We start from the raw sequence: 21,969 nt of genomic DNA, 5'->3' as shown, positions 1-21,969 counted from the left end.
TCCTCACTGGTACCGCCCCTGCCACGCAAACATCCGCACCTCGACCTCCCTGAAGAGGGCGTCGAGGACGAGGGAGATGAAGCCGATCACGATCATGCCGGCGATGATCACCTGCATCTGGCCGAGGTTGTAGGCGGCCATGATCATGTAGCCGAGGCCCGAAGTGGTGCCGGGCAGCATCTCGGCCGCCACCACGCACTGCCATGCGATCCCGAGGCTGACGCGCAAGCCCGTCCAGATCGTGGGGGCGGCGGCCGGCAGGACGACCTTCGTCATGATCTGCCGTCCGCTTGCCCCGTAGACCGTCGCCGTCTCAAGCCAGGTCCGGTTCACGCTCTTGACCCCGGCGATCGTGTTGAGCACGATCGGGAAGAACGCCCCGATGAAGATGATGAAGACGATCGAGGTGAGCCCGATCTTGAACCACGCGAGGGCGACCGGGAGCCAGGCGAGCGGGGGGATCGGTCTGAAGACCTGGATCACCCCATCGGCAAGGTCCTGCACCATCGGGTACCTGCCCATCAGGATGCCCAGGGGTATGGCGACGGCGGCGGCGGTCAGGAAGCCGAGGAGGACGCGGTACAAACTGAGCCCGGCGCCTTCGAGAAGACTGCCGCTCCCCAGGATGTTTTTCGTCGGCTCGAGCAGGACGGCAACGACCGTCTCGATCCTGGGTAGAATAAACGGGTTGTTCAGGAGGATCGCAACGGTTTCCCATCCAAAAATGAGGATGATGGGAAGGACAATTTTCAGGTACTTTCTCATTGCGCTTCGTTCACCACCACATTGCTGTCTCCGAGTGCGGCGCGGAGCTGCACGTCCTGGATCGAGCCCTTGGGCGGTGACGCAATCTTCAGAGGCTTACCTTCAGCCGCACGCTGTTCTGCCCATGCGATGAAACTCTGCCAGTCGTTGGCAGGTGCATCGGCTGAAACAACAAGGCCCGATCCTTCCGTCTGTAATGGGTGGAGAATCTTTATAGGTGTTCCTTTGTCGATAGCGGTGATCGCTGGCGGGGTGCCGACGAAGGCGAACTGGATCGTGTCCTGGGCGGCCAGGGTCATCAGCTGCGAACCGCCCTCGCCCTTCACGAGTTTGACGGTGGCGACCTTCGCGCCGTTGACGATCAGGTCGGCGGTATCGACGGCGCCCGAGCCTTCGGATGCGGGCTTGAGGGCGATGCCGTAGGTGTCGTTGAAGTACTGCCAGTCCTTGACGGCAACGAAGAGGGCGGCGTGGTGGTCAGAGGGCAGGTAGCCCAGAGCAATCGTGCCGGCGCTGGCCGGGGTCGTGATCGAGCCGTTTGCAAGCATCGCCTTCGCCTGTTCATAGGGGCTGAAGTCGTAGAGTTCGCTGTGGACGGTGGCGGTGTCCGCATCCTTCAAGGAACCGGTGATGTAGCCGAGTTCGCGCAGCGAGACGACGAAGTTGTCGTTGCTCTGGATCCAGGCCTCCGAGGGGTCGCTGGTGAACTTCAGGGTCGGGATCGAGGCCTTGAGCACGTCCACCGAGTTCACGGTCACGTTGCCAAAGGTCATGTCGTCCTTGCCGTAGAGCCAGTCGGCGCTGAGTTCAGCGGCTTTGTCCGGGTTCTGCTTGATATAGTCGTTTGCAGCGATCGTGAGCGCCGAGAAGGCGTTGACGAGATCAGGGCGCTCCTGCATGATGTCGGTGCGGGCCGCGAAGGCGCAGCAGGTGTGGTCGGTCCACATGCCTGCGGGCGGCATGTCCTGCGAGTACGAGACCACTTTGCCGATGCCGCTCACGGTGGCGACGGCGACGAAGGGCTGCCATGCCATGTAGCCGTCGATCTGGTCGGTCGAGAGGAGCATCGGCATCGGGCCGGTGGCGGCGTAGATCACGTCCACCGTGGTCTCTCCACCGGTCGAGGGCCCCTCGCCGGTGCATCCGGCGACAAAGAGCACCGCGATGATCGCAGAGATCAGGGCGGCGACAAGAATCTTTCTGGTCATGGGGAATCGTTCTTCCCTGCTGGTATTTAAAAATCCTTATTGGGCATCCCGATTGCGGACGATGCGGCACGATTTTGACACTTTGTGCCCTCATGTACTGGAACTTTTCCCCGATGTCGTCACCCGGCCTGGACAGGAGAACCTATATCCTCAAGGAATTGTCACATCTGTACCCATCCATGATCCAGGCAAACCCCCTTGACCGCCTCTTCCACGCCGCCCTCCTGTCGGATGAAGAGTTCATACAGACCCTCCAGCACATCCTCAAAAACGACCTGCGGGTGAGCGTGCGCGAACTCTCCGAGAAGAGCGGGATCGCACAGAGCACCCTCTATAAGATCCTCAACGGCAAGCGTTCCCCGACCCTCTCGACCCTGCGGATGATCCTCAACGCCGTCCGGGCCTTCTCCCGCCCCTCGGAGGAGGCGTTCATCGGGCTGATCGCCGCCCGCTACGTGCTCGAGTCCATCCAGGAGAGGACGGCGGTGATCGACGGCCAGCAGGTCAGGGTCCGCGAGTACCCGGTCCACACCTTCGAGGACGCCATCGTCGCCGCCGTGCGCGCCGAGCGGGAGGGGGCGATCGCCGTCGTCTGCGCACCGATCGCCTCCTCCACCATCGAGCAGGTGGTCAGGATCCCGGTGACGACGATCATCCCGAAAGACAGCGTGCAGCGCGCCATCGAGGCGGCGGCGCGGAAGGCGTGGCTGTGAGGGGCTGGCGGCCCTGAGGGGAGAGCACGCCATCCCCATCGCCCCCTCACGCCATTCCGTTCATCCCCACAGATTCATTTCGTCTGAAACCTCAACCCTATATACAATGCAACGAGATCTGGTGCGGCGGGGCAGGCTCAGCGACGACCGGACAGGCGAGGTGATGCATTTCCTCTCCTCGATGGCGGCCGATCGCGAGATCGCCGATATGGACGTGCTGGTGGATATGGCCCACCTCCTGATGCTCTCCCGTCAGGGGATCATCGACCGCGCGGCGGCCGAGGCGCTGATGCGGGCCCTCATCGGCTTCTACCGTGACGGTATCCCGGCAGAAGCCTACGACGAGCGTTTCGAGGACATCCACGCCGGCAAGGAAGCGGTGCTGATCGGACAGGTCGGCGAGGCCTTCGGGGGGCGCCTCCATATGGCCAGGTCCAGGAACGACGAGGTGGCGACCTGCATCAGGATGCGCCTGCGCGACGACCTGATCGCCCTGGTCGAGGAGACCTGCCGCCTTCGGGGGCTCCTGCTCGACCTCGCCGGCGAGCATACGGAGACGATCATGCCGGGCTTCACTCACCTCCAGCATGCCCAGCCCACCACGCTCGCCCACCACCTCCTCGCCTACGAGGCGGCGCTCGGCCGCGACGGTGGGCGGCTTCTTGGCGCCTATGACCGGGCAAACGAGTGCCCCCTCGGTGCGGCCGCCTTCGCCTCGACGGGGTTTGCGATCGACCGGGAGATGACCGCCGCCCTCCTGGGATTCGAGCGGCCGATGGGCAACTCAATGGACGCCGTCTCGACGCGTGATTTCGCCCTTGAGGCGCTTTCCGCCTGCGCCGTCCAGATGGCGACGGTAAGCCGTCTCTGCGAGGAGATGGTCGTCTGGAGCACCGCTTTTGTCAGGTTCGTCACCCTGGCCGACGGCTACTCCTCGACAAGTTCGATCATGCCCCAGAAGAAGAACCCGGACACCGCCGAGATCATGCGGGCGAAGGCCGGGACCGTTGCGGGCTCGCTCGTCGCCGCCCTGACGATCACGAAGGGGCTGCCGATGAGTTACAACCGCGACCTGCAGGAGCTCACCCCGCACCTCTGGCGCGGCGTGGAGGCGGCGCACCAGAGCCTCGGCGTCCTGCGCGGGATGCTGGCGACGGCGACCTTCCACCCCGACCGGATGGCGGCGGAATCGGGCTGCGGGTTCTCGACGGCGACCGAACTCGCCGACGTGATGGTGCGGGAATACGGCCTCCCCTTCAGGACGGCGCACTCGATCGTCGGGCGGGCGGTGAAGATGGGCGCACTCGACCTCGCCACCCTGGAAGCGGCGGCACAGGAGGTCGCCGGGCTCTCGCTCTGCGGGCAGGGGCTGACGGCCGAGCGCGTCGCTGCGGCGCTCGATCCCGCGTTTTCCGTCGCTGAAAGAAAGGCGATCGGCGGGCCGGCGCCCTCAGAGACGACCAGGGCGATCGCGGAGCGGCGGCGCCTGCTCGCCGGGGACGAGGCGGCGGCGGCCGCACGAAAAGAGGCGGTCGCAACGGCGATCGCCGGACTGATTGTGGAAGCCGGGAGGCTTGCAGAGCATGAGTGAAGCATTTTCGACCGGCGACATCGTCGCCGCCTCCTGCCGGGGCCACCCGGTGGAAGGGATCTATATCACGGACCGCGACGGCATGGCCGTCCTCAAACTGGGCAGCGGCTACAACATCGGGGTGGACCCGGCGACCTGCACCCTCGTTCGGAAGAACGGGGGAACGGCGGTGCCCACACCCGTTGCGGTCGAGCAGGACGAGAGCCTTCCCGGGTTTGCGATCATCTCCACCGGCGGGACGATCGCATCGAAGATCGACTACCGGACCGGAGCGGTGACGAGCCAGTTCACCGCCGACGATATCCTCAGGGCGATCCCGGGCCTCTCCTCGATCGGCCGTTACCGCGCCGAGGTGCTCGCCACCATCCTCTCTGAGAACATGACGCCGGCGATCTGGCAGGATCTTGCCCGCTCCATCCACGCGGCGGTCAGGGGCGGCGCCCGCGGCGTGATCGTCACCCACGGCACCGACACGATGGCCTACTCGGCCTCGGCGGTCTCGTACATGCTCGAAACCCCGGTGCCGGTGGTCTTCGTCGGCTCGCAGCGTTCGGCCGACCGCCCGAGCTCGGACAACATCATGAACGCCATGTGCGCCGCCGCCGCCGCAGGCTCAGACCTCGGCGAGGTCGCCGTGGCGATGCACGCCACCACGAACGACGATTACTGTGCCCTTCACCGGGGGACGCGGGTGCGAAAGATGCACACCTCACGGAGAGACGCCTTCCAGAGCCACGACATGGCCCCGATCGGGCGGGTGGACTTTCCCTCACTTGCCGTCACCCTCTCCGATGACGCGGTGCGCCGGGGCGCCTCAGCCCTCGCGCTCCGCGACCGCCTCGAAGAGCGCTGCGGCCTGCTCGCCTTCTACCCCGGCATGGCAGCGGAGATCGTCAGGGCCTACGAGGGCTACCGCGGCCTGGTCATCGCCGGCACCGGCCTCGGCCATGTCTCGACCGGGTGCATCGGGGCGGTGCGGGACCTGATCGACGCCGGCACCACCGTGGTGATGACCTCGCAGTGCCTGCACGGCCGCGTCTGCGACCGCGTCTACGACACCGGCCGCGACCTGCTCGCCGCCGGCGTGGTCGAGGGCGAGGACATGCTCCCTGAGGCGGCGCTCACCAAACTGATGTGGGTGCTCGGGAACGAGTCCGACCCCGAAGAGGTGCGGAGGCTGATGGCGACCGACCTGAAAGGCGAGATCCGGAGGAGGTCTGAACATGGACTATAAGGCGCTCGGGCTCAAGGCCGGGATCGAGATCCACCAGCAGCTCGACACGGCCGAGAAACTCTTCTGCCGCTGCCCGACGGCCTTGCGCAAGACCGAGGAGCACACCGGCGAGTTCTTCCGCTACCTCCATGCGACCGTCTCGGAGATGGGCGAGATCGACCGGGCGGCGGCCGAGGAGATGATGGACCTGCGGCAGTTCCACTACCTCACCTACGACACCACCTGCCTGGTGGAGAACGACGAGGAGCCCCCGGCCCCGATGAACCAGGAGGCCCTGGGGATTGCCCTCACCATCGCCAGGACCTTTGCGATGCACCCGGTAGAGCAGGTGCACACGATGCGAAAACTCGTCATCGACGGCTCGAACACCAGCGGGTTCCAGCGGACGGCCCTCGTCGCCATGGGCGGCGTCCTCCCGAACGGCGGGGTCATCGAGACGATCTGCCTTGAAGAAGAGGCGGCGCAGCGGGTCGAGGGGAGCACCTTCTCCCTGGACCGCCTGGGCATCCCGCTCGTCGAGATCACCACCGCCCCCTGCATGTTCACCCCCGAAGACGTCCAGGGGACGGCCGAATACATCGGCATGGTCCTCCGCTCCACCGGCAAGGTGAAGCGGGGTCTCGGGACGATCCGGCAGGACATCAACGTCTCGATCAGGGAGGGGGCGCGGGTCGAGATCAAGGGCGTGCAGGAACTCGACCTCATCGCCGAGGTCGTCCGCCGGGAGGCGCAGCGGCAGATGAACCTGCTCGCCATCCGCGACGAACTCCTCGCCCGCCATGCTGCGGTCGGCCAGGAGACGCACGACGTCACCGCCCTCTTCGCGGGGACGAAGTCCTCGATCCTGAAGAAGGCGAAGGCGATCCTCGCGGTCGTCCTCCACGGCTACGCCGGGATGGTCGGCCGCGAGATCCAGCCCGGCCGCAGGCTCGGCTCGGAGATCTCGGACTACGTGAAGAAGTGCGGGCTCGGCGGGATCTTCCACACCGACGAACTCCCGGCCTACGGGGTGACCGCCGACGAGGTCGAGAGCCTCCGCCGCCACCTCGGCGTCGCCGACGAGGACGCCGTCATCCTGATCGCCGGAGACCGGAAGAAGACCGAGTGCGGCGCAAAACAGGTCAGGCACCGCGCCCGCCTCGCCCTCGAAGGGGTCCCCGAGGAGACCAGGAAGATGCTCGAAGAAGGGAGCACCGCCTATATGCGCCCCCTGCCCGGCGCCGCCCGGATGTACCCGGAGACCGACGTCTTCCCGGTGGCGATCACCGGCACCCTCTGGGATGCAGTCGGGGTGCCCGAACTTCTCTCTGACCTTGCGGCCCGCTTCGAGACCGATTACGGCCTCGACGCCGCCCTTGCACATCAGGTGGCGTACTCTGAGAGCCTCCCCCTCTTCAGGGCGGCGGTCGACGCCGGGATCAGGCCGAACCTGGCCGCCCGGACGGTCCTCGCCACCCTCAAGGAGCTGGGGCGGGACGGCGTCGCCGTGGAACGGCTCGCCCCCGCCGAGATCCTTGCGGTCCTTCAGGCAGTCGAAGACGAAACGGTTGCAAAGGAGGCGGTCCCCGAGATCCTCACCGGGATCGCCGCCGGCACGCCGGTGGCCGACGCCATCGGTGCGCATGCGGGCGGGATGAGCGACACCGATCTCGCCGCTCTTGTACAGACGATCGTCGCCGATCGCATCGAGTTCGTCCGGGAGAAAGGGATGCGCGCCCTCGGCCCCTTAATGGGGCTTGTCATGGAGGAGGCCCGCGGCAAGGTCGACGGGAAGAAAGTGAGCGAAGCCCTGCGGCAGGAAATTTCCCGGGTGATCTGAGCAACATCTTTAAACCCGGTACTGAGTAAATATATAGGGAGTCTGATTATGGGAAAAACAGGAACCACCACCTGGGCACAGGTGAAGAATGTCGCAGGCAAGATCCGCCTGGTTAGAGCAAAGGAGTCAACCACAAAGAAGCCGGGTCCGAACCAGCGCTTCAAGCCCTCGTCGACACTGAGGAAGATCGCAATCCAGGCCGAGCGCCAGCAGGGCCGGGGCGGCAGACCCCAGCAGCGCCGCAGCGGTGGACGCGGCGGTGCACGCGGCGCCCCGAAGATCAACGACCCGCGGGTCCGCAGGCGCATGCCGCGGTCCAAGACCACTGCGATGGGCGTGAAGCAGAAGTCCAGATAAGGCGTGATATCCCCCTCCAAATCATCTTTTATATCTTCTGCATCCATTCAATGTATGGATCCGAAGACGGCCGTTTTGCAGTATCAGTACGGTGAAAAAGCAAAATCCGAACTGATCCGTGCGTCAAAACTGATCGCCGCCCTGACCGGCTTTTCAGATGCCGAAAAGGCCGGCGGGAAGAAGATGCTTCTTCTCATGCTCGAGGACGTCCGGGCAGATCTCGAGTTCGCCCACAGGAGCACCGGCCATGCCTCGTTTAAGAAGGCGATCGAGACGCTGAGTTCCGTGATCGCCATGGTCGAGGGGGGGAACTACGACGAGGCGGTTCCGGCGGTTGCCGGTGCGGTCTCGGCGGCGACCACCGCAGCCCAGGAGGCATGGGAGGCGCTCAGCAGCCATGGACTCCTCTGAGTTCCTTGCGTTTCTCGAAGCCCGGCAGTCGGTCCGCGAATACGACACCGACACGGGCGTCACCGACGAGGAGGTCGCCGCTATCCTGAAGGCCGCCTCCTCGGCGCCGAGCGCAGGCAACCTGGAGGCATGGGACGTCGTCCTGGTGAGGGCGGAGGACCAGCGCGAGGCGCTGGCCGGGGCCGCCTACGACCAGGAGCACATCGCCGCCGCGCCGGTGATCCTCGCGGTCTGCTCGAACTACGTGCGTTCGATGTCCAGATACGGCGAGCGGGGTATTCTTTATGCCCTTGAGGACGCAACGATTGCGTGCACCTATATGATGCTCGCAGCACACGCCCTGCGTCTCCACTCCTGCTGGACCGGCGCCTTTGACGAGGACGCCGTCAGGGAGGTGCTCGGTATTCCCGCGCACATCCGCCCGGTGGCGCTGCTTGCGGTCGGGAGGGGGGTCGTGCCGGCGGCGCGGACCGGACGTATGCCGGTCGGCGAGCATATCCATAGAGAGACCTGGTAAATTTTCTGGAACTGTGAGATTTCATGACCGATTACAACGTATCACTTGAATCAGCATGGGTCATCAAGGACGTCAAGTCCCTTGACGACGCCATCGGGATCGCGATCAGCGAGGCCGGAAAACGGCTCAATCCCTCGGCGAAGTTTGTTGAGATTGAAAGCGGGTTTATCCAGTGCCCGTACTGCGAGAACGACCTGAACTGCGCTCTTGTCGTCGCCAACACGGCGCTGGTCGGGCTGTCCCTTGACATGAAGGTCTTCAACGCCGAGTCGGGCGAGCACGCTTCCAGGATTGCAAAGTCCGTCATCGGCCGGGCACTCGGCAACGTCCCGCTGAAAGTCACGGACGTCCAGGAGTTATGAACATCCCCGGTGCGGCGGAGCCGATCAGCGTCGTCGGGCACACGGCAATCGACCATATTTGCCGTGTGTCGAATTTTCCTGAACGGCACACCTCGGTCCCGACCATAGACCACCAGATCTTCTTCGGCGGCGGGGCGGCGAACATCGCCGCCGGGATCGCCACCCTGGGCGAGCCCTGCACCCTGGTGAGCGCCGTCGGGTCTGACTTTCCCGGCAGCGCCTACGAGCGGCACATGGAAGAACTCGGGATTTCCCGGCAGTTTTTTTATGTCGATGACCGCCCGACGGCCACCGCCTTTATGTTCAACGACGAGGGCGGGGACCAGATCACCTTCTTCGACTGGGGGGCGTCCAGGGTCTTCGAGACCGCTGAGGCGCCTGCCCTTGATTTCGTCCACATGGCGACCGCCGACCCGTCGTTCAACGTGAGGGTTGCGGAGAAGAGCGATTTCGCCTCGTTCGATCCCGGGCAGGACATCTCGAAATACTCAAAGGAGCAGTTCGAGACGATCCTGGACAATATCACCGTCCTGTTTGCGAACCGGCACGAGGCGGCGCAGATGGCCAGGACGCTCGGGATATCGGTCCACGACCTCGCAGCCCGGGTGGAGATCGCCGTCTTCACGATGGACGCAGAGGGATGCATGCTCTGTATCCGCGGCGAACGCCAGACGGTGCCGGCGGTGCGCGTGAAGGCGGCCGACCCGACCGGGGCCGGGGACGCTTTCCGGGCCGGATTTTTGACGGCCTACCGCCGGGGCTACGCCCCCTTGCGCTGCTGCACTATCGGGACGGTGACCGCCTCGTTTGCGGTCGAAGAGATGGGCTGCCAGACGAACCTGCCGACCTGGCAGCGGATGGCAGAGCGGCACGAGCAGCATTTCGGTCGGCTCGGATAAGATTGGCAGCGTACATGGAGAGAGAACCGATGACAGAGCAGAGCGATGGCAGCGACGTCAGGATGGCCGGGCTGTCGAAGTACATCTTCACGGCGCCGTCATGGCCCCGTTCCCTTGCGATCATCATCATCCTCGGGATGCTCATCGACGCCGCAAGCATGCGGTCGGAGAGCATCGTACTCTTTTTCGGCACCCTTGCCTTCTCCGTGCCCGGCATCCTGACGACCCTCCTGACGCGGCCCCTGATCCGCACCCGGGGACGGATGATCACCTGGAACCGCTCGGCCCTGCTGGCGGCGGCGGGAACGGTCTTTGCGGTGATCGTCGCCATATTCCCGGTGGCGCTCGGGCTGGCGGCCTACCTCCCGCTCAGCTTTGCGATCGCGATGGGACTCGTCTTCGGGATCAGGATGCTCGTACTGGCGGCGATCGCCGATTACCACCTTTCCCGCGTCGTTCTGCCGGCCCTGCCGCAGAGCGTGCTCGGGATCGCCGCGGCGTCCCTCTTCTTCGGGCCGGGCTATATCGCCCTCGGGGCGGTGCTGCACCTGGTCTTCGGGTTCGGGTGCCTGCTCTTCATCTGGTTCGTCGAGCGCCCGCTGAACAAGGGCTTCCACATCAGCGCCCTGAACTTCATCAACACGTTTATCGAGCATATGACCGACGGCTCGAAGCGGATGGAGGACTTTTTCCGGGAGATCGGCGAGGAGGTGACGGTGCCGCAGGTCACCCTGGCGTTTGAACGCGAGGGGAAGGACGGCATCATCTTCACCGTCCCGAATGTCCACCCGGGCCCGATGGGGGAGATCGGCGGCGGAAACCTGACAAAGCGGATCCACGACGCCTTCCCCGAGGAGGTGCTCACCACCCACGGGTGTTCGACGCACGACTTCAACCTGGTCTCGGAGTCTGAGTCCGAGAAGATCGTTGCGGCGATGCAGGACGCCCTCGACGGCGTTTCGTTCGTCCCCAGGGCCGGGCGATCGCAGCGCCTCCAGACCGGTTCGGTGAGCGTGCTCTGCCAGCCGGTGGGGGACGCCCTGATGATGGTCTCGACGCGCTGGCCAAAGAAGACCGAGGACCTCGATTTCTCGATCGGGATGACAATCATGGCCGAGGGGCACAGCAGGTTCTCGCACTGCGCCTTTGTCGACGCCCACAACTGCATGGCCGACGTGGCCTCGCCGGTCGCCCTGGGCTCGAAGGTGGGCAACGAGTATCTCTCGGCTGCGGCCCGGGGGATCGCCGCGGCGGCGGGCGGCGCCGTGCACCCCTTCAGGGCCGGGGTGGCGCATGTGCCGGTGCCGTTCTCCCGCGAGGAGGGGTTCGGGGATATCGGGGTGCAGGCGCTCGTGATCGAGGTGGACGGGCAGCGGACGGCCTATGTCCTCTTCGACGGGAACAATATGGTCGAGGGCCTGCGCCCGGCGGTGCTGGCGGCGGTCGCCGGCCTGGTGGACGAGTGCGAGGCGATGACCTCAGACTCCCATGTGGTGAACACGATCAGCGGGAAGAACCCGGTCGGGATGCATGTCCCGCCGGAGCGGATCGTCCCCTATGCGGTAGAGGCGGTGCAGGCGGCGATCGCCGACCTCGCCCCGGCCAGGGTGGGGGCGGCGTCGGCCTGCTGCCGGGACATCATGGTCTTCGGCTCGAACCGGATCTCTGAGCTGGCGAGCACGGTGAACGCGATGCTCGTCTTTATCCCGCCCCTTTCGCTTGCGATCCTGCTGGTGGCGTTTTTGTTGTCGGTGATCGCGTATCTGGTGATGGGATGAGGGGGGCTTTCCCCGACACTTTTTTTGTTTTGAGGAACAACTCGGGATCGGTCAGGCACCCCTGCGGGCCGTTTTTTCTACCGATTCAAACCACTATATTAATGGTTCAGGAAAAAAAGTGTTGTTAGTGCCTGCATGGAGACAGCGAGGACTGTTTGATGCATAGGTGCATGGCGCTCCCCTCTCCTCGACAGAGCCCATAAAGGACGAATCCGATCTTTGCGCCTCACCGACAGAGCCGGCTGAAGGTTGCAATCACCTCTCCCACGAGATAACCGGACCAATCATTCCCCTCTGGAGTTGGACATGAGACGACCATACCTGAACACCTGCAAACTGCAGCCGATACGAATGTTGGAAGAGATCCATACCGATGTGCTTGCGAGACGGAAAGGTTACAAGGGGCTGCTGGATGAGATCCTCGAAGGGGGTGCACGATGAGAGATGCGCAGAAGCTCGACCATATCAGCCTGAACTCCCTCACCAGCCGGTTATAAGAAGGTCGCTTTGTTATTCCCGACTTCCAGCGAGAATTCGAGTGGGAACCACGGGACATCAAGGAGTTAATGCGTTCAATCTTTCTCGATTACTATATCGGTAGCCTGCTGCTGTGGAAAGGCAAGGAGGAAAACTTCGATGCACTTTCCTGCGAACCGATTTATGGCTATAATCTGGGTGGCAGGCCAGAATACATCGTACTGGACGGGCAGCAGCGGTTGACGGCGATGTATTATGCCTTCTTCGCCCCAGACGTCACACTTCCCCGGCGGACAAAACGCGCCTACTATTTTTTGCGCGTGGATCTCTTCATGGCTGAGGAATACGACGAGGCATTCTACTACGACTGGCTCTCGCAGCGTACCTCAAGGCTGATGAACGATCAGGCGATCCAGTTCGAGGAACATATCTTTCCACTCTCCATCATCGGTTCTGGAGGCTGGAAGTTGCCGAACTGGGTTCAGGGCTACGAGCAGTTCTGGAAAGATCGGACAAGGAAGATGGAAGAAGAAGGCGATCTGGCCGGTGCCAGGGAGGCAGCCCAGCACGTCACGAACGCTCGGACCTTCGGCGAACACCTGAAGGAGATCACAGAGCAGTACCAGATCTCCTACATCGAACTTGATCGCGACCTTGCCATCGATAAAGTATGTGACATTTTCACCCAGATCAACAGCCGCGGTGTTCGTCTGGACGTCTTTGACCTGATGAACGCGCTGCTCAAGCCAAAGGGGCTTCAGCTCAAACAGATGTGGCGCAACGCAAAGCCTCGCCTGGCATTTGTCGATACCGAGAAGATGAATGTCTACATCCTCCAGGTGATGTCAATCCTCCGTCAGGCATACTGTTCGCCCAAGTACCTCTACTTCCTGATGCCTGGTCAGGACAAGCCAGTGCGAGGGCCGGACGGTACCAGGCGGAGAGAAGTGCTCGTGCAGGATACTGCAGATTTCGAGACGCACTGGGATCACGCAGTTGAAGCGATCGAGACGGCAATAAAACTCCTGCGCCACCCCCAGGAATTTGGGGCGATCTCGCCCAGATATCTCCCCTACGTCTCAATCCTTCCCGCGTTTGCTGCACTACAGGCGCATGTGAAGACACTTCCAGCCACTCGCCGTCTTGATGCCCAGCGGAAGATCCGGCACTGGTACTGGGCGAGCGTCTTCACCAACCGCTATTCGGGTTCTGTGGAGTCAACCAGTGCGCGTGACTTCCTGGATATTAAAACATGGTTTGATGATGATAGCGCGGCGCCCTCACTGATCCAGGAGTTCAAGAGCCGTTTTACCACCCTTGACCTGCGCCGGGGGGTGAAACGGGGCAGTTCAGTCTATAACGGGATCTTCAACCTGCTGGTGTTGCAGGGCGCCCGCGACCTGACGACAGGCAATGTTCCGCAACACGATGATCTCGATGATCACCATATCGTTCCGGTAGCGTGGGGAGATGTATACCTGCAAAAAAATCAGGTCCACACCATCCTGAACCGTACGCCGCTCACAGAAGATACTAACAGGAACGTCATCAGAGATCGGCTTCCGAATGCCTATCTCCCCGAGATGATCGCAGAGAACGGCGAGTCAAATGTGCGCGCCATTCTGGAGTCACATTTTATCTCTCCTGCTGCTATGGCGATCCTCCTGCGCGATCCTTTCACACCCGAAGATTTCGAAGCGTTTATCACAGAGCGGCAGCGGACCATCCAGCAGGCTGTAGAGAGTCTGCTCATTAAGGAACGGCTGGATCTGCCTCCTCACCTGCGCGATCTAGATGAAGATATTGAGCAAGTGGAACTCGGTCTGCGCAACGTCATTACTGCGGCACTGGAGGACGATTCGGCACGGGTGCCGCTTCAGTTCCTGCAGAAGGCAGACGAGCGTATCCTGAGCGCTGCCAGAAAGAACCCGGCGGTGGACATTGAGCAGTATGGGAGGCTTGCGGGAAAGTTAGAATACTGTGATCTCCGCGAGGTGCAGGGAATCATTGTGAGCAAGGCTCTATGGCCGGTTTTTGAGCAGCGCTTTACCAATAAGGATATGCTGATCGGCAAATTTAACCAGCTTGCAGAACTTCGCAATGGTATCCGCCACAGCCGTAGCGTGGACGAGATCACACGCAAGGAAGGTGAGGCCGCCATACTCTGGTTTGGGCAAGTATTGAGGAAATAAGGCGGTGAATCGCGCAGGGTTATAGGGCGATTGTCCAGCAGCATCTCAGGTATCCGGGTGCATTCCTGACCTTTAAGCCAGGACTGGACCGCCCATCCGCCGTGCGGGCAGGACCAATTCACTCTCCGGACGGTGGAGGCGCACCGTCCCGCCGATACATCTATCGAAGATATTTTAGGAGAGAAGACAAAAACCTCTCGACAATGGGACAGGGCCAGCACCTAGAGAACGTGCCTTGCGGCGGTTGGGAGATGACCGTTCAGGAGAAAAGGATGCATCGATCATGAATGAACCAATATTGAAAGAACTCCACCTAACGAACTTTCTATCCTTCGGGCCGGAAACCGAACCAATTCCGCTCGGTCCGCTGAACGTGCTGATCGGCCCGAACGGCTCAGGCAAATCCAACCTGCTCGAAGCGATCAGTGTACTGCGTGCGGCACCCAGAGATCTTTCAGCACCAGTGAAGGAGGCCGGCGGCGTGCGCGACTGGTTGTGGAAAGGTGCGCAGAATCCCACTGCAACTATCGAGGCGATTATCCACAACCCGGATCGCCCCGATATGCCAATACGGCACAGTTTTTCCTTTGTGGAGCACGGCAGGCGGTTTGAAGTCACTGCAGAGCGGATCGAAAACCGAGACCCGTACGCAGGCTACCAGTATCCCCTCTATTATTACCAGAACGAGAACGGGCGGATCAGGTTGAGCGAGAGACCGGAGTTCAAGACCGGTGTCTGTTCAAATGCAGGGGAGAGCGAAGAGCGGCACCTGGCGAGGGACTGGATCGATCCTGAAAAATCAATTCTGTCCCAGATCAAAGATCCAGAGCGTTACCCGGTGCTCTCCTATCTGGCAGATCATTATAGTCAATTCCGCCTGTATCGAGAATGGACGTTCGGCCGCTATACCCCTCCAAGGCAACTGCAAAAGGCCGACCTTCCTACCGGGTACCTGCTGGAGACATGTGAAAATCTGCCTCTTGTTTTAAATTCACTGCGCCCTCACGCAAAACAGGAAATTCTTGAAGCGCTGAATTACCTCTTCCCTGAAATCGACGATTTCAACATACAGATCGAGGGCGGATGGGTCCAACTGTACCTGGAAGAGGGGGCGTTCAGCATCCCGGCAACCCGCCTCTCTGACGGTACGTTGCGCTACCTCTGCCTGATCGCAATTCTCTGCCACCCAAACCCCCCGCCGCTGGTCTGCATCGAGGAGCCCGAACTGGGTCTGCACCCCGACGTCCTGCCCCACCTGGCAGACCTGCTGATAGCGGCATCGGAGCGCTGCCAGTTGATTGTGACGACGCACTCGGATATTCTGGTGGATGCCCTGACCGGGACGCCGGAATCGATTGTTGTTTGCGAGAAAAGTGATGGCAGAACCAGGGTGCGGCGCCTGAACCGTGATGATCTTGCAGCATGGCTGGAGCGGTACCGCCTTGGCGAACTCTGGCTCAAGGGAGAAATCGGGGGAACACGCTGGTGAAGGCGAAGATTTACCTGGAGGGTGGTGGTGATTCCAAGGAATTGCATAGCCGTTGCCGTGAGGGCTTCAGAAAATTGCTGGAGTCTACAGGATACAGGGGGAGGATGCCGCAACTTGTCGCTTGCGGCAGTCGGGATTCCACATATCATGATTTTTTGACGGCGCACGCAAACAGCAACGCAGATTACATCGCCATGCTGGTAGACAGCGAGGATCCAGTGAGGGATCCGGAAAAGACCTGGGACCATCTCCAGGAGCGCGACGGGTGGGAGCGACCAGATGGCGGCGATGACGGGCAGGTGTTGTTTATGACCACCTGCATGGAGACCTGGATTGCAAGCGATCCCGATACTCTCAGGCGGCACTATGGCGGTTGTTTCAGAGAGTCGGCGTTGCTGCCACTGAAGAATATCGAGCGGCGTGAACGCCGTGAGATTCAGGAGAGCCTGAAAGATGCAACTCGTGGCTGCTCGAATGCCTATCAGAAGGGGCAGCGCTCTTTTGAGGTGTTGGGTGCACTCAACCCCGCGGCCCTGGAGGATCGTCTGGCGGCGTTTCGGCGCATGAAACGTATCATGGATGAGAGACTCTAATCGACACCCCAGGCGGTCGACCATCTCCCTCTGACCCATGATCTTCGACAGGAGGCACCAGACCGGAGAAATACTTGATGACCACACCTCCGAGCGCCGGCCCGGCAAGATCAAGACTGGTGCGATCGCCGGCAATCTCCAGATTCCCTGAGATATGCCCTGGTTTTGTTACGTGATGGGTACTTGATGAACCTCTTCCCGGAGGCATGGCCGCCGACGCCGCTCCTGATCTACACCGCCCCCCTCAGACCCGACCCCCCCGCACGGAATAAACAAAGCGTATATAATCAATTTTACATACTACAGCATAGCGATGGAAGAGTATCAGGAGAAACTCATTGCCGTTCGGGAGTATCTCAGGGAGAAAAGCCCGCAAAAAATGTCTATTTCGGCCATTTCCAGAAATCTTGAGATAAACCGGGGGACGGTAGCCAAATACCTGGACATTCTCAGGATCAACGGCCAGGTGACAATGGCGCATTACGGCAAATCAAAATTATACACCATTTCCGAACGAATCCCGACGGCATCCCTCTTCGATTATACGACAGACATCATCGTCATCATGGACGCCGGTGCCCGGATCCTGATGGCAAATAAAAGTTTTTTTTCCAAATTCGACGTATTAAAAGAGAGAGAACTGGTAGGAACCAATATTTTTAACATGGGGATCGATATTTTTTCCGATCCCTCGATTCAAAAAAATATCAATCGAATGATCCGGGGAGAACGATTTCTCCGCGAGATGGAGCATATCGACGAGAACACCAACCAGATCTATTCGATCAAATTCATTCCGACCGTTTCTCTGGACGGAAACAAGAACAGCATGATCGCCCTGAGGGACATTACCGATCAAAAACAAACCGCAGAGGCCCTCTCCATCAGCGACGAGAAGTTACGGACTATTTTTAAAAAAGTCCCGAGCGGCATATTGTTCTTCAACGAATCGGGAAACATCACCAATGCAAACGGCGCCTCCCTCAGGATGCTCGGCGTGGACCATTACCAGGATCTGATGCAGACGAATCTCTTCGATCTCTTCTGCCGAAAAGAACGGATAAAAAGTGCCCTGATCAACGGAGAGATCGGGGAAATAGAATTCATCTGCGATTTTGATCGTTTAAAGCGAGAACGGATTATGCCCACCTCAAAGTCGGGAATTGCATATTTTGAAGCGTCATTCACTCATATCTCCAGTGAAACCGGATTTCAGGAGTATGCCATCCTCTTTATGGACGCTACGGCAGAGAGACTGGCAAAAAAAGAGCTTAAATTCAACGAAGCACGCTATCGTTCATTCTTTAACGACACCTGCACCGGTGTCCTGATCTACCAGCCTGTTGACGGCGGCGACGATTTCGTCATCAAAGACGTCAACCAGGCCCTCGAAATTATTTTGCAGGTGAAAAAAGAGGAGGTGATCGGGAAGAAACTCTTCGTCACATTCCCCGACCTCCCGGTCAGGAGCGTGCGTCAGGCGTTGAACCGGGTGGACAGCACCGGGGTTCCCGAGGTTGTCCCGCCCCTCCAGTATATCAGGAACGAAACATCCCCATGGCTCACGCATTTTATCTTCAAACTGCCGACCGGGGAGATCGCCTCGTTTATGATGGATCTTTCCGAGGACGTGAGAGAAGAAGTGACGTATCGAAAAATGCTCTGCAACGAAAATTGTTAGTCGATCGTCGTCCCGGCGTGCACCCCGAAATATGGTGCTGCAGACAAAAGGAAGATCCTGGTGCTCGATTCAGGATATCTTCCCCTGATAACGCCTCCGAGCGTACGATCATATTAAAACATTCTGTTTATTGCTCATCATAAGGTCGGGTCACAGGGGCGTTTTCGATCCCGGAGACGGGAAGATCAGACGGAAATCATGTACCGGGTCAGGAAGCACCGGAAGATCCGATCAGATCGCTCGTCCGGCCGGCGCAGCACCATATAAAAAGATCGCATTTGATCCTATTGACCACCAATAAAAGAGAGAGTTATAACCACAGGAGATAAGTCATATCTGTGTAGGTCAGAATCCTGCACAAAACACGGCAGATGGCGTACCGCCCGCATGGACAGGGAACATCTGAAATTCACTCTTGAAAAGTTGTGAGTTCCTGAGTGAACATCAGGTCCGGCCCCATCCAAATAGATTAGAATACCAGCAGTATTTTAACTTTTGGTTAGCGATCCATGCACCGGTTCCCCTCTCTGTCAGAGAGACGATGAACATGGAGACAAAAGTTGGCTACTTCGCGTCTCTGGAGCAATACAAACCCAGAGATGCACTGGAACAGACTATAAGAGCAGAAAATGTCGGCTTCGACTCGGTCTGGGCTGACGACCACTTCCACCCCTGGTACCACACCAATGCTCAGTCCGCACAGGCCTGGGCCTGGATGGGTGCGGCCCTTGAAGCAACGAAGAAGGTCTTTATTTCCACCTGCATCACCTGCCCGATCATGAGGTACAACCCGGCGATCGTTGCGCAGACATTTGCAACCCTGAGGCAGATGTACCCCGGCAGAGTGGGCATCGCCGTCGGCGCCGGTGAGGCGATGAACGAAGTGCCGGTGACCGGCGAATGGCCGAGCGTGCCCGAGCGCCAGGACATGACGGTGGAGGCCATCGGCGTGATGCGCCAGCTCTGGGGCGGTCAGGAGCCCGTCACCTTCAAGGGGAAGTATTACACCCTCGACAAGGCGTTCCTTTACACCAAGCCCGACGACGAGGTACCCCTCTACTTCAGCGGCATGGGCCCGAAGGGAGCACGCCTCGCCGGCAAGTACGGCGACCACCTGATGACGGTGGCGGCAGACCCCTCGGTGCTGAAGAACGTCACGATCCCGAACTTTGTCAAGGGTGCAGCCGATTCTGGAAAGGACCCGAGCAAGATGGAGCGTGCGATGCTCATCTGGTACTCGGTCGATCCCGACTATGAGAAGGCAATCGAAGGCCTCCGCTTCTGGGCCGGGTGCCTGGTCCCTGCCATGTTCAAGTACAAGGTCTACGACTCCAAGGAAGTCGAGGTCCACGCAAACCTTGTCGGGCATGACATGATGAAAGAAAACTACATGGTCGCGACCGATGCGGAAGACCTCATCAAGGAGATCGAGAGATTCAAGGCCGCCGGCATCACTCACTTCTGCCTCGGGAATTCAAGCCCCGACGTGAACCTGGGCATTGATGTCTTCAAGGACGTCATTCCGCACGTCAAGGACTAAGATCGGCGGTGAAATCTCTTTTTTTTGATACATCGCCGTCTGGAGGACGAAATCATGAAAGAATCGCGAATCGTCGATCTGTTTGATGAAGCAAAGATCATCTATCCGGAGAAGGAGGTTGATGCAAAGGAAACGGCATGGTATGAACATCCGGCTTTCAAGGGAGTATTTCTCAAAGACCTCATCAGAGGAAAGGATACGGGAGGCCAGTTCAGCTGCCATATCGTGATGATTGAAAAAGGATGCGAAGTGGGCAATCACTCCCATAACGTCCAGTGGGAGTTCAATGAGGCCATTGACGGAAAAGGAGTCTTTATTCTCGGGGATAAAGAGATCCGGTTCAACGCCGGGTACTCCTTTGTCACCCCGCCGGGGGTGGAGCACACCGTCATTGCCGAAGGGAAAGACCTCTATATATTGGCGAAATTCGTCCCCGCCATCTAATGCAATAGGCCGCGTGTGACCCATCACGACGCAGCGAAGCAGCAGTGCTGTTTGCCTGCGGCGTTGAGCCTCAATCCAGAGAGGCGGCACAGAGGAGGATTCTCCCTGATGCACCGCTCTGGATCCCATCACCTTTCTTTTGACCCATCGAACGTCCCTGGCACCGGTTCGCACACCATCACGTATTCCGCCGGTGTCTCCTCCTGATCCCGAACGTCGCAGACGGCTGAAGGCCGACCCTCTGGCAATACCGCCAGTGCCCCCGCCCTCCCTACTTCATCACGATCCGGTGCATCAGGGTCATGACGCCGGGCTTCGCAGGTTTTCTCCGCCGCGGCCCGAAGGGGTTTGCATCCATCATGGAGGGTGCGTTGAACATCTCGTCATTCAACCGGTCGTTAATCTCGTCGAAGATCCGTTTATACGCGACGCAATGTGGGTCGACGTCCCTGATCTCCCCGCCGGTCGGGGTGATCGCATTGTACGGGCACCCGCCCCGGCAGTACCTGATGTGCGCACACTCCTTGCAGTGCCCGTCCACGAACTCCTTATAGGCCTGCATCAACTGCCCGGCCGGCGAGGCGGCGAGTTCTTCGGCGGTCGGGCGGTCGCGCACATGCCCCATCACGTAGGCCGGCATCCCGATGAAGCGGTAGCAGGGGTAGATGCTGCCGTCCGGCCCGATGGCAAAGGTGTTGCCCATGCAGTCGGCGAAGGTGCAGACAGTGCCGCGGCGGGTGAACACGCATCGGCAGAGGTCGTTGATGTTCATCACGTCGATCTCGCCCATATGCTCGAGGGCCTGATCGAGGAGGTAGACGAGCAGTTCGCCGTATTTTTCCGGGGCGAGCGCCCATTTCTCCGGTTCTGAGCCGCGAAGGGAGGGCAGGGCCGGGTGCAATTTGAGGGTGAACCCATTTTCCAGGAAGAACTGGAAGATCTCCTCCCGGCGCTCCACGGAGTGGCGCGTGAAGGTGCAGATGAAACTGACGTCGAGGCCGTGGGCCCGTGCGACCTCGTAGCCCCGCATCGTCTTATCGAAGTAGCCGTCCCCCCGCTGGAGGTCGTTGAGGTCCCGCGGGCCGTCGATGCTGGAGCCGATGGGGACGCGGTATTCGGCCAGCACGTCGGCCATCTCCGGGGTCATCCGCCAGAGGTTGGTCTGCAGCGCGAAATAGCACCCCTGGCGGCTCAGCGCTTCGGCGAGCATCGGCAGCGCCTGCCGGTAGAACGCCACGCCCGCAAGGAGGGGTTCGCCGCCGTGGAAGGTGACGGTGGCGGGGTCGTCCCTGAACTCCCTGAGCCATTCGGCCACTTCCCTGAGGGTCTCTATGCTCATGACCGGGGATCCTTCCTCAGAACTCCAGCAGTATGCGCAGTGGGCCGGGCACCCGAGCGTCGGCACGAGCATGATGTGAAAGGGCGTTTTCATTACGGCGTTGTTTCTCTTTCTTCAATGAATAAGGTTGCTGAAGGGGCGAGACGTCATCTGGCTTCACAGCACGCAGTCCCGGCAGTCCTGCGCCCCGCAGGCGAGGTTATCGATCTTCCCCTTCAGCGCCCAGCGCTTGATCTCCCTCACCACCCCGATGATCTCCATGCCGGTCAGTGCAACGACTGCTACTCCCTCGTGGTGATCGCACAGGCGCTCGCGGAGGCCTTCGGCGTCGGGATCAACGACCTGCCCATCTCGTACACATCGCCTGGTACGAGCACAAGGCGGTGCTCATCCTCCTCGCCCTCCTGCACCTCGGCGTGAAGAAGATCACCCCCGGCCCCCGCCTCCCGGCCTTCGTCTCGCCGGGCGTCCTGGACGTCCTGGTCGAGAACTTCGGGATCAGGAAGAACACCACCGTCGCCGAAGACCTGAAGGTGCTGCCCCCAGAAAACTGAGAGGAA

20 protein-coding genes and 1 pseudogene are annotated in these 21,969 nt (G+C 60.5%); 18 read left to right on the top strand and 3 right to left on the bottom strand.

Translation table 11 applies throughout. The features are described 5' to 3' along the window. Positions 1–3: 3 nt before the first annotated feature. Positions 4–765, bottom strand: a complete 762-nt coding sequence (locus tag HWN36_RS02665) for an ABC transporter permease (RefSeq protein ID WP_176787949.1) — start codon at positions 763–765, stop codon at positions 4–6. Next, the gene (locus tag HWN36_RS02660; RefSeq protein WP_176787948.1) at positions 762–1,973 is read right to left on the bottom strand and encodes an ABC transporter substrate-binding protein; all 1,212 of its coding nucleotides are present in this window, start codon (positions 1,971–1,973) and stop codon (positions 762–764) included. Before HWN36_RS02660 ends, HWN36_RS02665 begins: the two co-directional genes overlap by 4 nt. A 179-nt stretch (positions 1,974–2,152) precedes the next feature. Here HWN36_RS02660 and HWN36_RS02655 point away from each other — a divergent pair, with 179 nt between their 5' ends. The 17 genes from HWN36_RS02655 (at position 2,153) to HWN36_RS02580 (ending at position 20,070) form a co-directional block, all read left to right on the top strand. After that, positions 2,153–2,686: a helix-turn-helix domain-containing protein gene (locus tag HWN36_RS02655; protein ID WP_176787947.1), complete on the top strand. Its 534-nt coding sequence runs from the start codon at positions 2,153–2,155 to the stop codon at positions 2,684–2,686. A 106-nt stretch (positions 2,687–2,792) separates the two neighbouring features. Beyond that, the gene (gene argH, locus HWN36_RS02650; protein WP_176787946.1) at positions 2,793–4,277 is read left to right on the top strand and encodes an argininosuccinate lyase; all 1,485 of its coding nucleotides are present in this window, start codon (positions 2,793–2,795) and stop codon (positions 4,275–4,277) included. Further along, the gene (gatD, locus tag HWN36_RS02645) at positions 4,270–5,511 is read left to right on the top strand and encodes a Glu-tRNA(Gln) amidotransferase subunit GatD (RefSeq protein WP_176787945.1); all 1,242 of its coding nucleotides are present in this window, start codon (positions 4,270–4,272) and stop codon (positions 5,509–5,511) included. The genes argH and gatD overlap by 8 nt, the downstream gene beginning before the upstream one ends. Next, the gene (gene gatE / locus HWN36_RS02640) at positions 5,501–7,330 is read left to right on the top strand and encodes a Glu-tRNA(Gln) amidotransferase subunit GatE (protein WP_176787944.1); all 1,830 of its coding nucleotides are present in this window, start codon (positions 5,501–5,503) and stop codon (positions 7,328–7,330) included. Before gatD ends, gatE begins: the two co-directional genes overlap by 11 nt. A gap of 48 nt (positions 7,331–7,378) precedes the next feature. After that, the gene (locus HWN36_RS02635) at positions 7,379–7,687 is read left to right on the top strand and encodes a DUF5350 family protein (protein WP_176787943.1); all 309 of its coding nucleotides are present in this window, start codon (positions 7,379–7,381) and stop codon (positions 7,685–7,687) included. 54 nt (positions 7,688–7,741) lie between these two features. Next, positions 7,742–8,098 (top strand): hypothetical protein, encoded by a 357-nt coding sequence (locus HWN36_RS02630; protein WP_176787942.1) that lies wholly within the window; start codon positions 7,742–7,744, stop codon positions 8,096–8,098. Further along, positions 8,085–8,615: a nitroreductase family protein gene (locus tag HWN36_RS02625; RefSeq protein ID WP_176787941.1), complete on the top strand. Its 531-nt coding sequence runs from the start codon at positions 8,085–8,087 to the stop codon at positions 8,613–8,615. The genes HWN36_RS02630 and HWN36_RS02625 overlap by 14 nt, the downstream gene beginning before the upstream one ends. 23 nt (positions 8,616–8,638) lie before the next feature. After that, positions 8,639–8,977, top strand: coding sequence for a DUF555 domain-containing protein (locus HWN36_RS02620; RefSeq protein ID WP_004038658.1), 339 nt, complete (start codon positions 8,639–8,641; stop codon positions 8,975–8,977). Further along, positions 8,974–9,876, top strand: a complete 903-nt coding sequence (locus HWN36_RS02615) for a carbohydrate kinase family protein (RefSeq protein WP_176787940.1) — start codon at positions 8,974–8,976, stop codon at positions 9,874–9,876. Before HWN36_RS02620 ends, HWN36_RS02615 begins: the two co-directional genes overlap by 4 nt. Before the next feature lie 29 nt (positions 9,877–9,905). Beyond that, the gene (locus HWN36_RS02610) at positions 9,906–11,654 is read left to right on the top strand and encodes a DUF2070 family protein (RefSeq protein ID WP_176787939.1); all 1,749 of its coding nucleotides are present in this window, start codon (positions 9,906–9,908) and stop codon (positions 11,652–11,654) included. 306 nt (positions 11,655–11,960) lie between these two features. Beyond that, a complete protein-coding gene (locus tag HWN36_RS12115) occupies positions 11,961–12,095 on the top strand; it encodes a hypothetical protein (protein ID WP_281361627.1) in 135 nt (44 codons plus the stop codon). A gap of 71 nt (positions 12,096–12,166) precedes the next feature. Continuing rightward, positions 12,167–14,323: a GmrSD restriction endonuclease domain-containing protein gene (locus HWN36_RS02605; RefSeq protein WP_343044986.1), complete on the top strand. Its 2,157-nt coding sequence runs from the start codon at positions 12,167–12,169 to the stop codon at positions 14,321–14,323. 235 nt (positions 14,324–14,558) lie between these two features. Beyond that, positions 14,559–15,812, top strand: a complete 1,254-nt coding sequence (locus HWN36_RS02600; protein WP_246269827.1) for an AAA family ATPase — start codon at positions 14,559–14,561, stop codon at positions 15,810–15,812. Beyond that, positions 15,809–16,405, top strand: a complete 597-nt coding sequence (locus HWN36_RS02595; protein ID WP_176787938.1) for a DUF4276 family protein — start codon at positions 15,809–15,811, stop codon at positions 16,403–16,405. Before HWN36_RS02600 ends, HWN36_RS02595 begins: the two co-directional genes overlap by 4 nt. Before the next feature lie 313 nt (positions 16,406–16,718). Next, positions 16,719–18,086: a PAS domain-containing protein gene (locus tag HWN36_RS02590; RefSeq protein WP_176787937.1), complete on the top strand. Its 1,368-nt coding sequence runs from the start codon at positions 16,719–16,721 to the stop codon at positions 18,084–18,086. Between the two features lie 547 nt (positions 18,087–18,633). Next, positions 18,634–19,626: a TIGR03557 family F420-dependent LLM class oxidoreductase gene (locus tag HWN36_RS02585; protein ID WP_176787936.1), complete on the top strand. Its 993-nt coding sequence runs from the start codon at positions 18,634–18,636 to the stop codon at positions 19,624–19,626. Between the two features lie 54 nt (positions 19,627–19,680). Beyond that, positions 19,681–20,070: a cupin domain-containing protein gene (locus tag HWN36_RS02580; RefSeq protein WP_176789555.1), complete on the top strand. Its 390-nt coding sequence runs from the start codon at positions 19,681–19,683 to the stop codon at positions 20,068–20,070. Between the two features lie 271 nt (positions 20,071–20,341). Here the strand turns inward: HWN36_RS02580 and HWN36_RS02575 are convergent, their stop codons facing one another. Continuing rightward, positions 20,342–21,502, bottom strand: a complete 1,161-nt coding sequence (locus HWN36_RS02575; protein ID WP_176787935.1) for a TIGR04083 family peptide-modifying radical SAM enzyme — start codon at positions 21,500–21,502, stop codon at positions 20,342–20,344. Positions 21,503–21,661: 159 nt separating this feature from the next. Between HWN36_RS02575 and HWN36_RS02570 the strand changes: the two are divergent. After that, positions 21,662–21,963 (top strand): annotated as a pseudogene (locus HWN36_RS02570) (hydroxylamine reductase); the annotation flags it as partial. Between the last annotated feature and the right edge of the window lie 6 nt (positions 21,964–21,969).

Source organism: Methanofollis tationis (genome assembly GCF_013377755.1).
In the GTDB taxonomy this organism is placed as follows: Archaea; Halobacteriota; Methanomicrobia; order Methanomicrobiales; family Methanofollaceae; genus Methanofollis; species Methanofollis tationis.
This window is presented reverse-complemented; position numbering and strand designations above follow the sequence as displayed.

Excerpts from the sequence above, each read along its gene's own strand:
- HWN36_RS02665 (WP_176787949.1), bottom strand. The coding sequence starts at position 765 with ATGAGAAAGTACCTGAAAATTGTCCTTCCCATCATCCTCATTTTTGGA.
- HWN36_RS02660 (WP_176787948.1), bottom strand. The coding sequence starts at position 1,973 with ATGACCAGAAAGATTCTTGTCGCCGCCCTGATCTCTGCGATCATCGCG.
- HWN36_RS02655 (WP_176787947.1), top strand. The coding sequence starts at position 2,153 with ATGATCCAGGCAAACCCCCTTGACCGCCTCTTCCACGCCGCCCTCCTG.
- argH (WP_176787946.1), top strand. The coding sequence starts at position 2,793 with ATGCAACGAGATCTGGTGCGGCGGGGCAGGCTCAGCGACGACCGGACA.
- gatD (WP_176787945.1), top strand. The coding sequence starts at position 4,270 with ATGAGTGAAGCATTTTCGACCGGCGACATCGTCGCCGCCTCCTGCCGG.
- gatE (WP_176787944.1), top strand. The coding sequence starts at position 5,501 with ATGGACTATAAGGCGCTCGGGCTCAAGGCCGGGATCGAGATCCACCAG.
- HWN36_RS02635 (WP_176787943.1), top strand. The coding sequence starts at position 7,379 with ATGGGAAAAACAGGAACCACCACCTGGGCACAGGTGAAGAATGTCGCA.
- HWN36_RS02630 (WP_176787942.1), top strand. The coding sequence starts at position 7,742 with ATGGATCCGAAGACGGCCGTTTTGCAGTATCAGTACGGTGAAAAAGCA.
- HWN36_RS02625 (WP_176787941.1), top strand. The coding sequence starts at position 8,085 with ATGGACTCCTCTGAGTTCCTTGCGTTTCTCGAAGCCCGGCAGTCGGTC.
- HWN36_RS02620 (WP_004038658.1), top strand. The coding sequence starts at position 8,639 with ATGACCGATTACAACGTATCACTTGAATCAGCATGGGTCATCAAGGAC.
- HWN36_RS02615 (WP_176787940.1), top strand. The coding sequence starts at position 8,974 with ATGAACATCCCCGGTGCGGCGGAGCCGATCAGCGTCGTCGGGCACACG.
- HWN36_RS02610 (WP_176787939.1), top strand. The coding sequence starts at position 9,906 with ATGACAGAGCAGAGCGATGGCAGCGACGTCAGGATGGCCGGGCTGTCG.
- HWN36_RS12115 (WP_281361627.1), top strand. The coding sequence starts at position 11,961 with ATGAGACGACCATACCTGAACACCTGCAAACTGCAGCCGATACGAATG.
- HWN36_RS02590 (WP_176787937.1), top strand. The coding sequence starts at position 16,719 with ATGGAAGAGTATCAGGAGAAACTCATTGCCGTTCGGGAGTATCTCAGG.
- HWN36_RS02585 (WP_176787936.1), top strand. The coding sequence starts at position 18,634 with ATGGAGACAAAAGTTGGCTACTTCGCGTCTCTGGAGCAATACAAACCC.
- HWN36_RS02580 (WP_176789555.1), top strand. The coding sequence starts at position 19,681 with ATGAAAGAATCGCGAATCGTCGATCTGTTTGATGAAGCAAAGATCATC.
- HWN36_RS02575 (WP_176787935.1), bottom strand. The coding sequence starts at position 21,502 with ATGAAAACGCCCTTTCACATCATGCTCGTGCCGACGCTCGGGTGCCCG.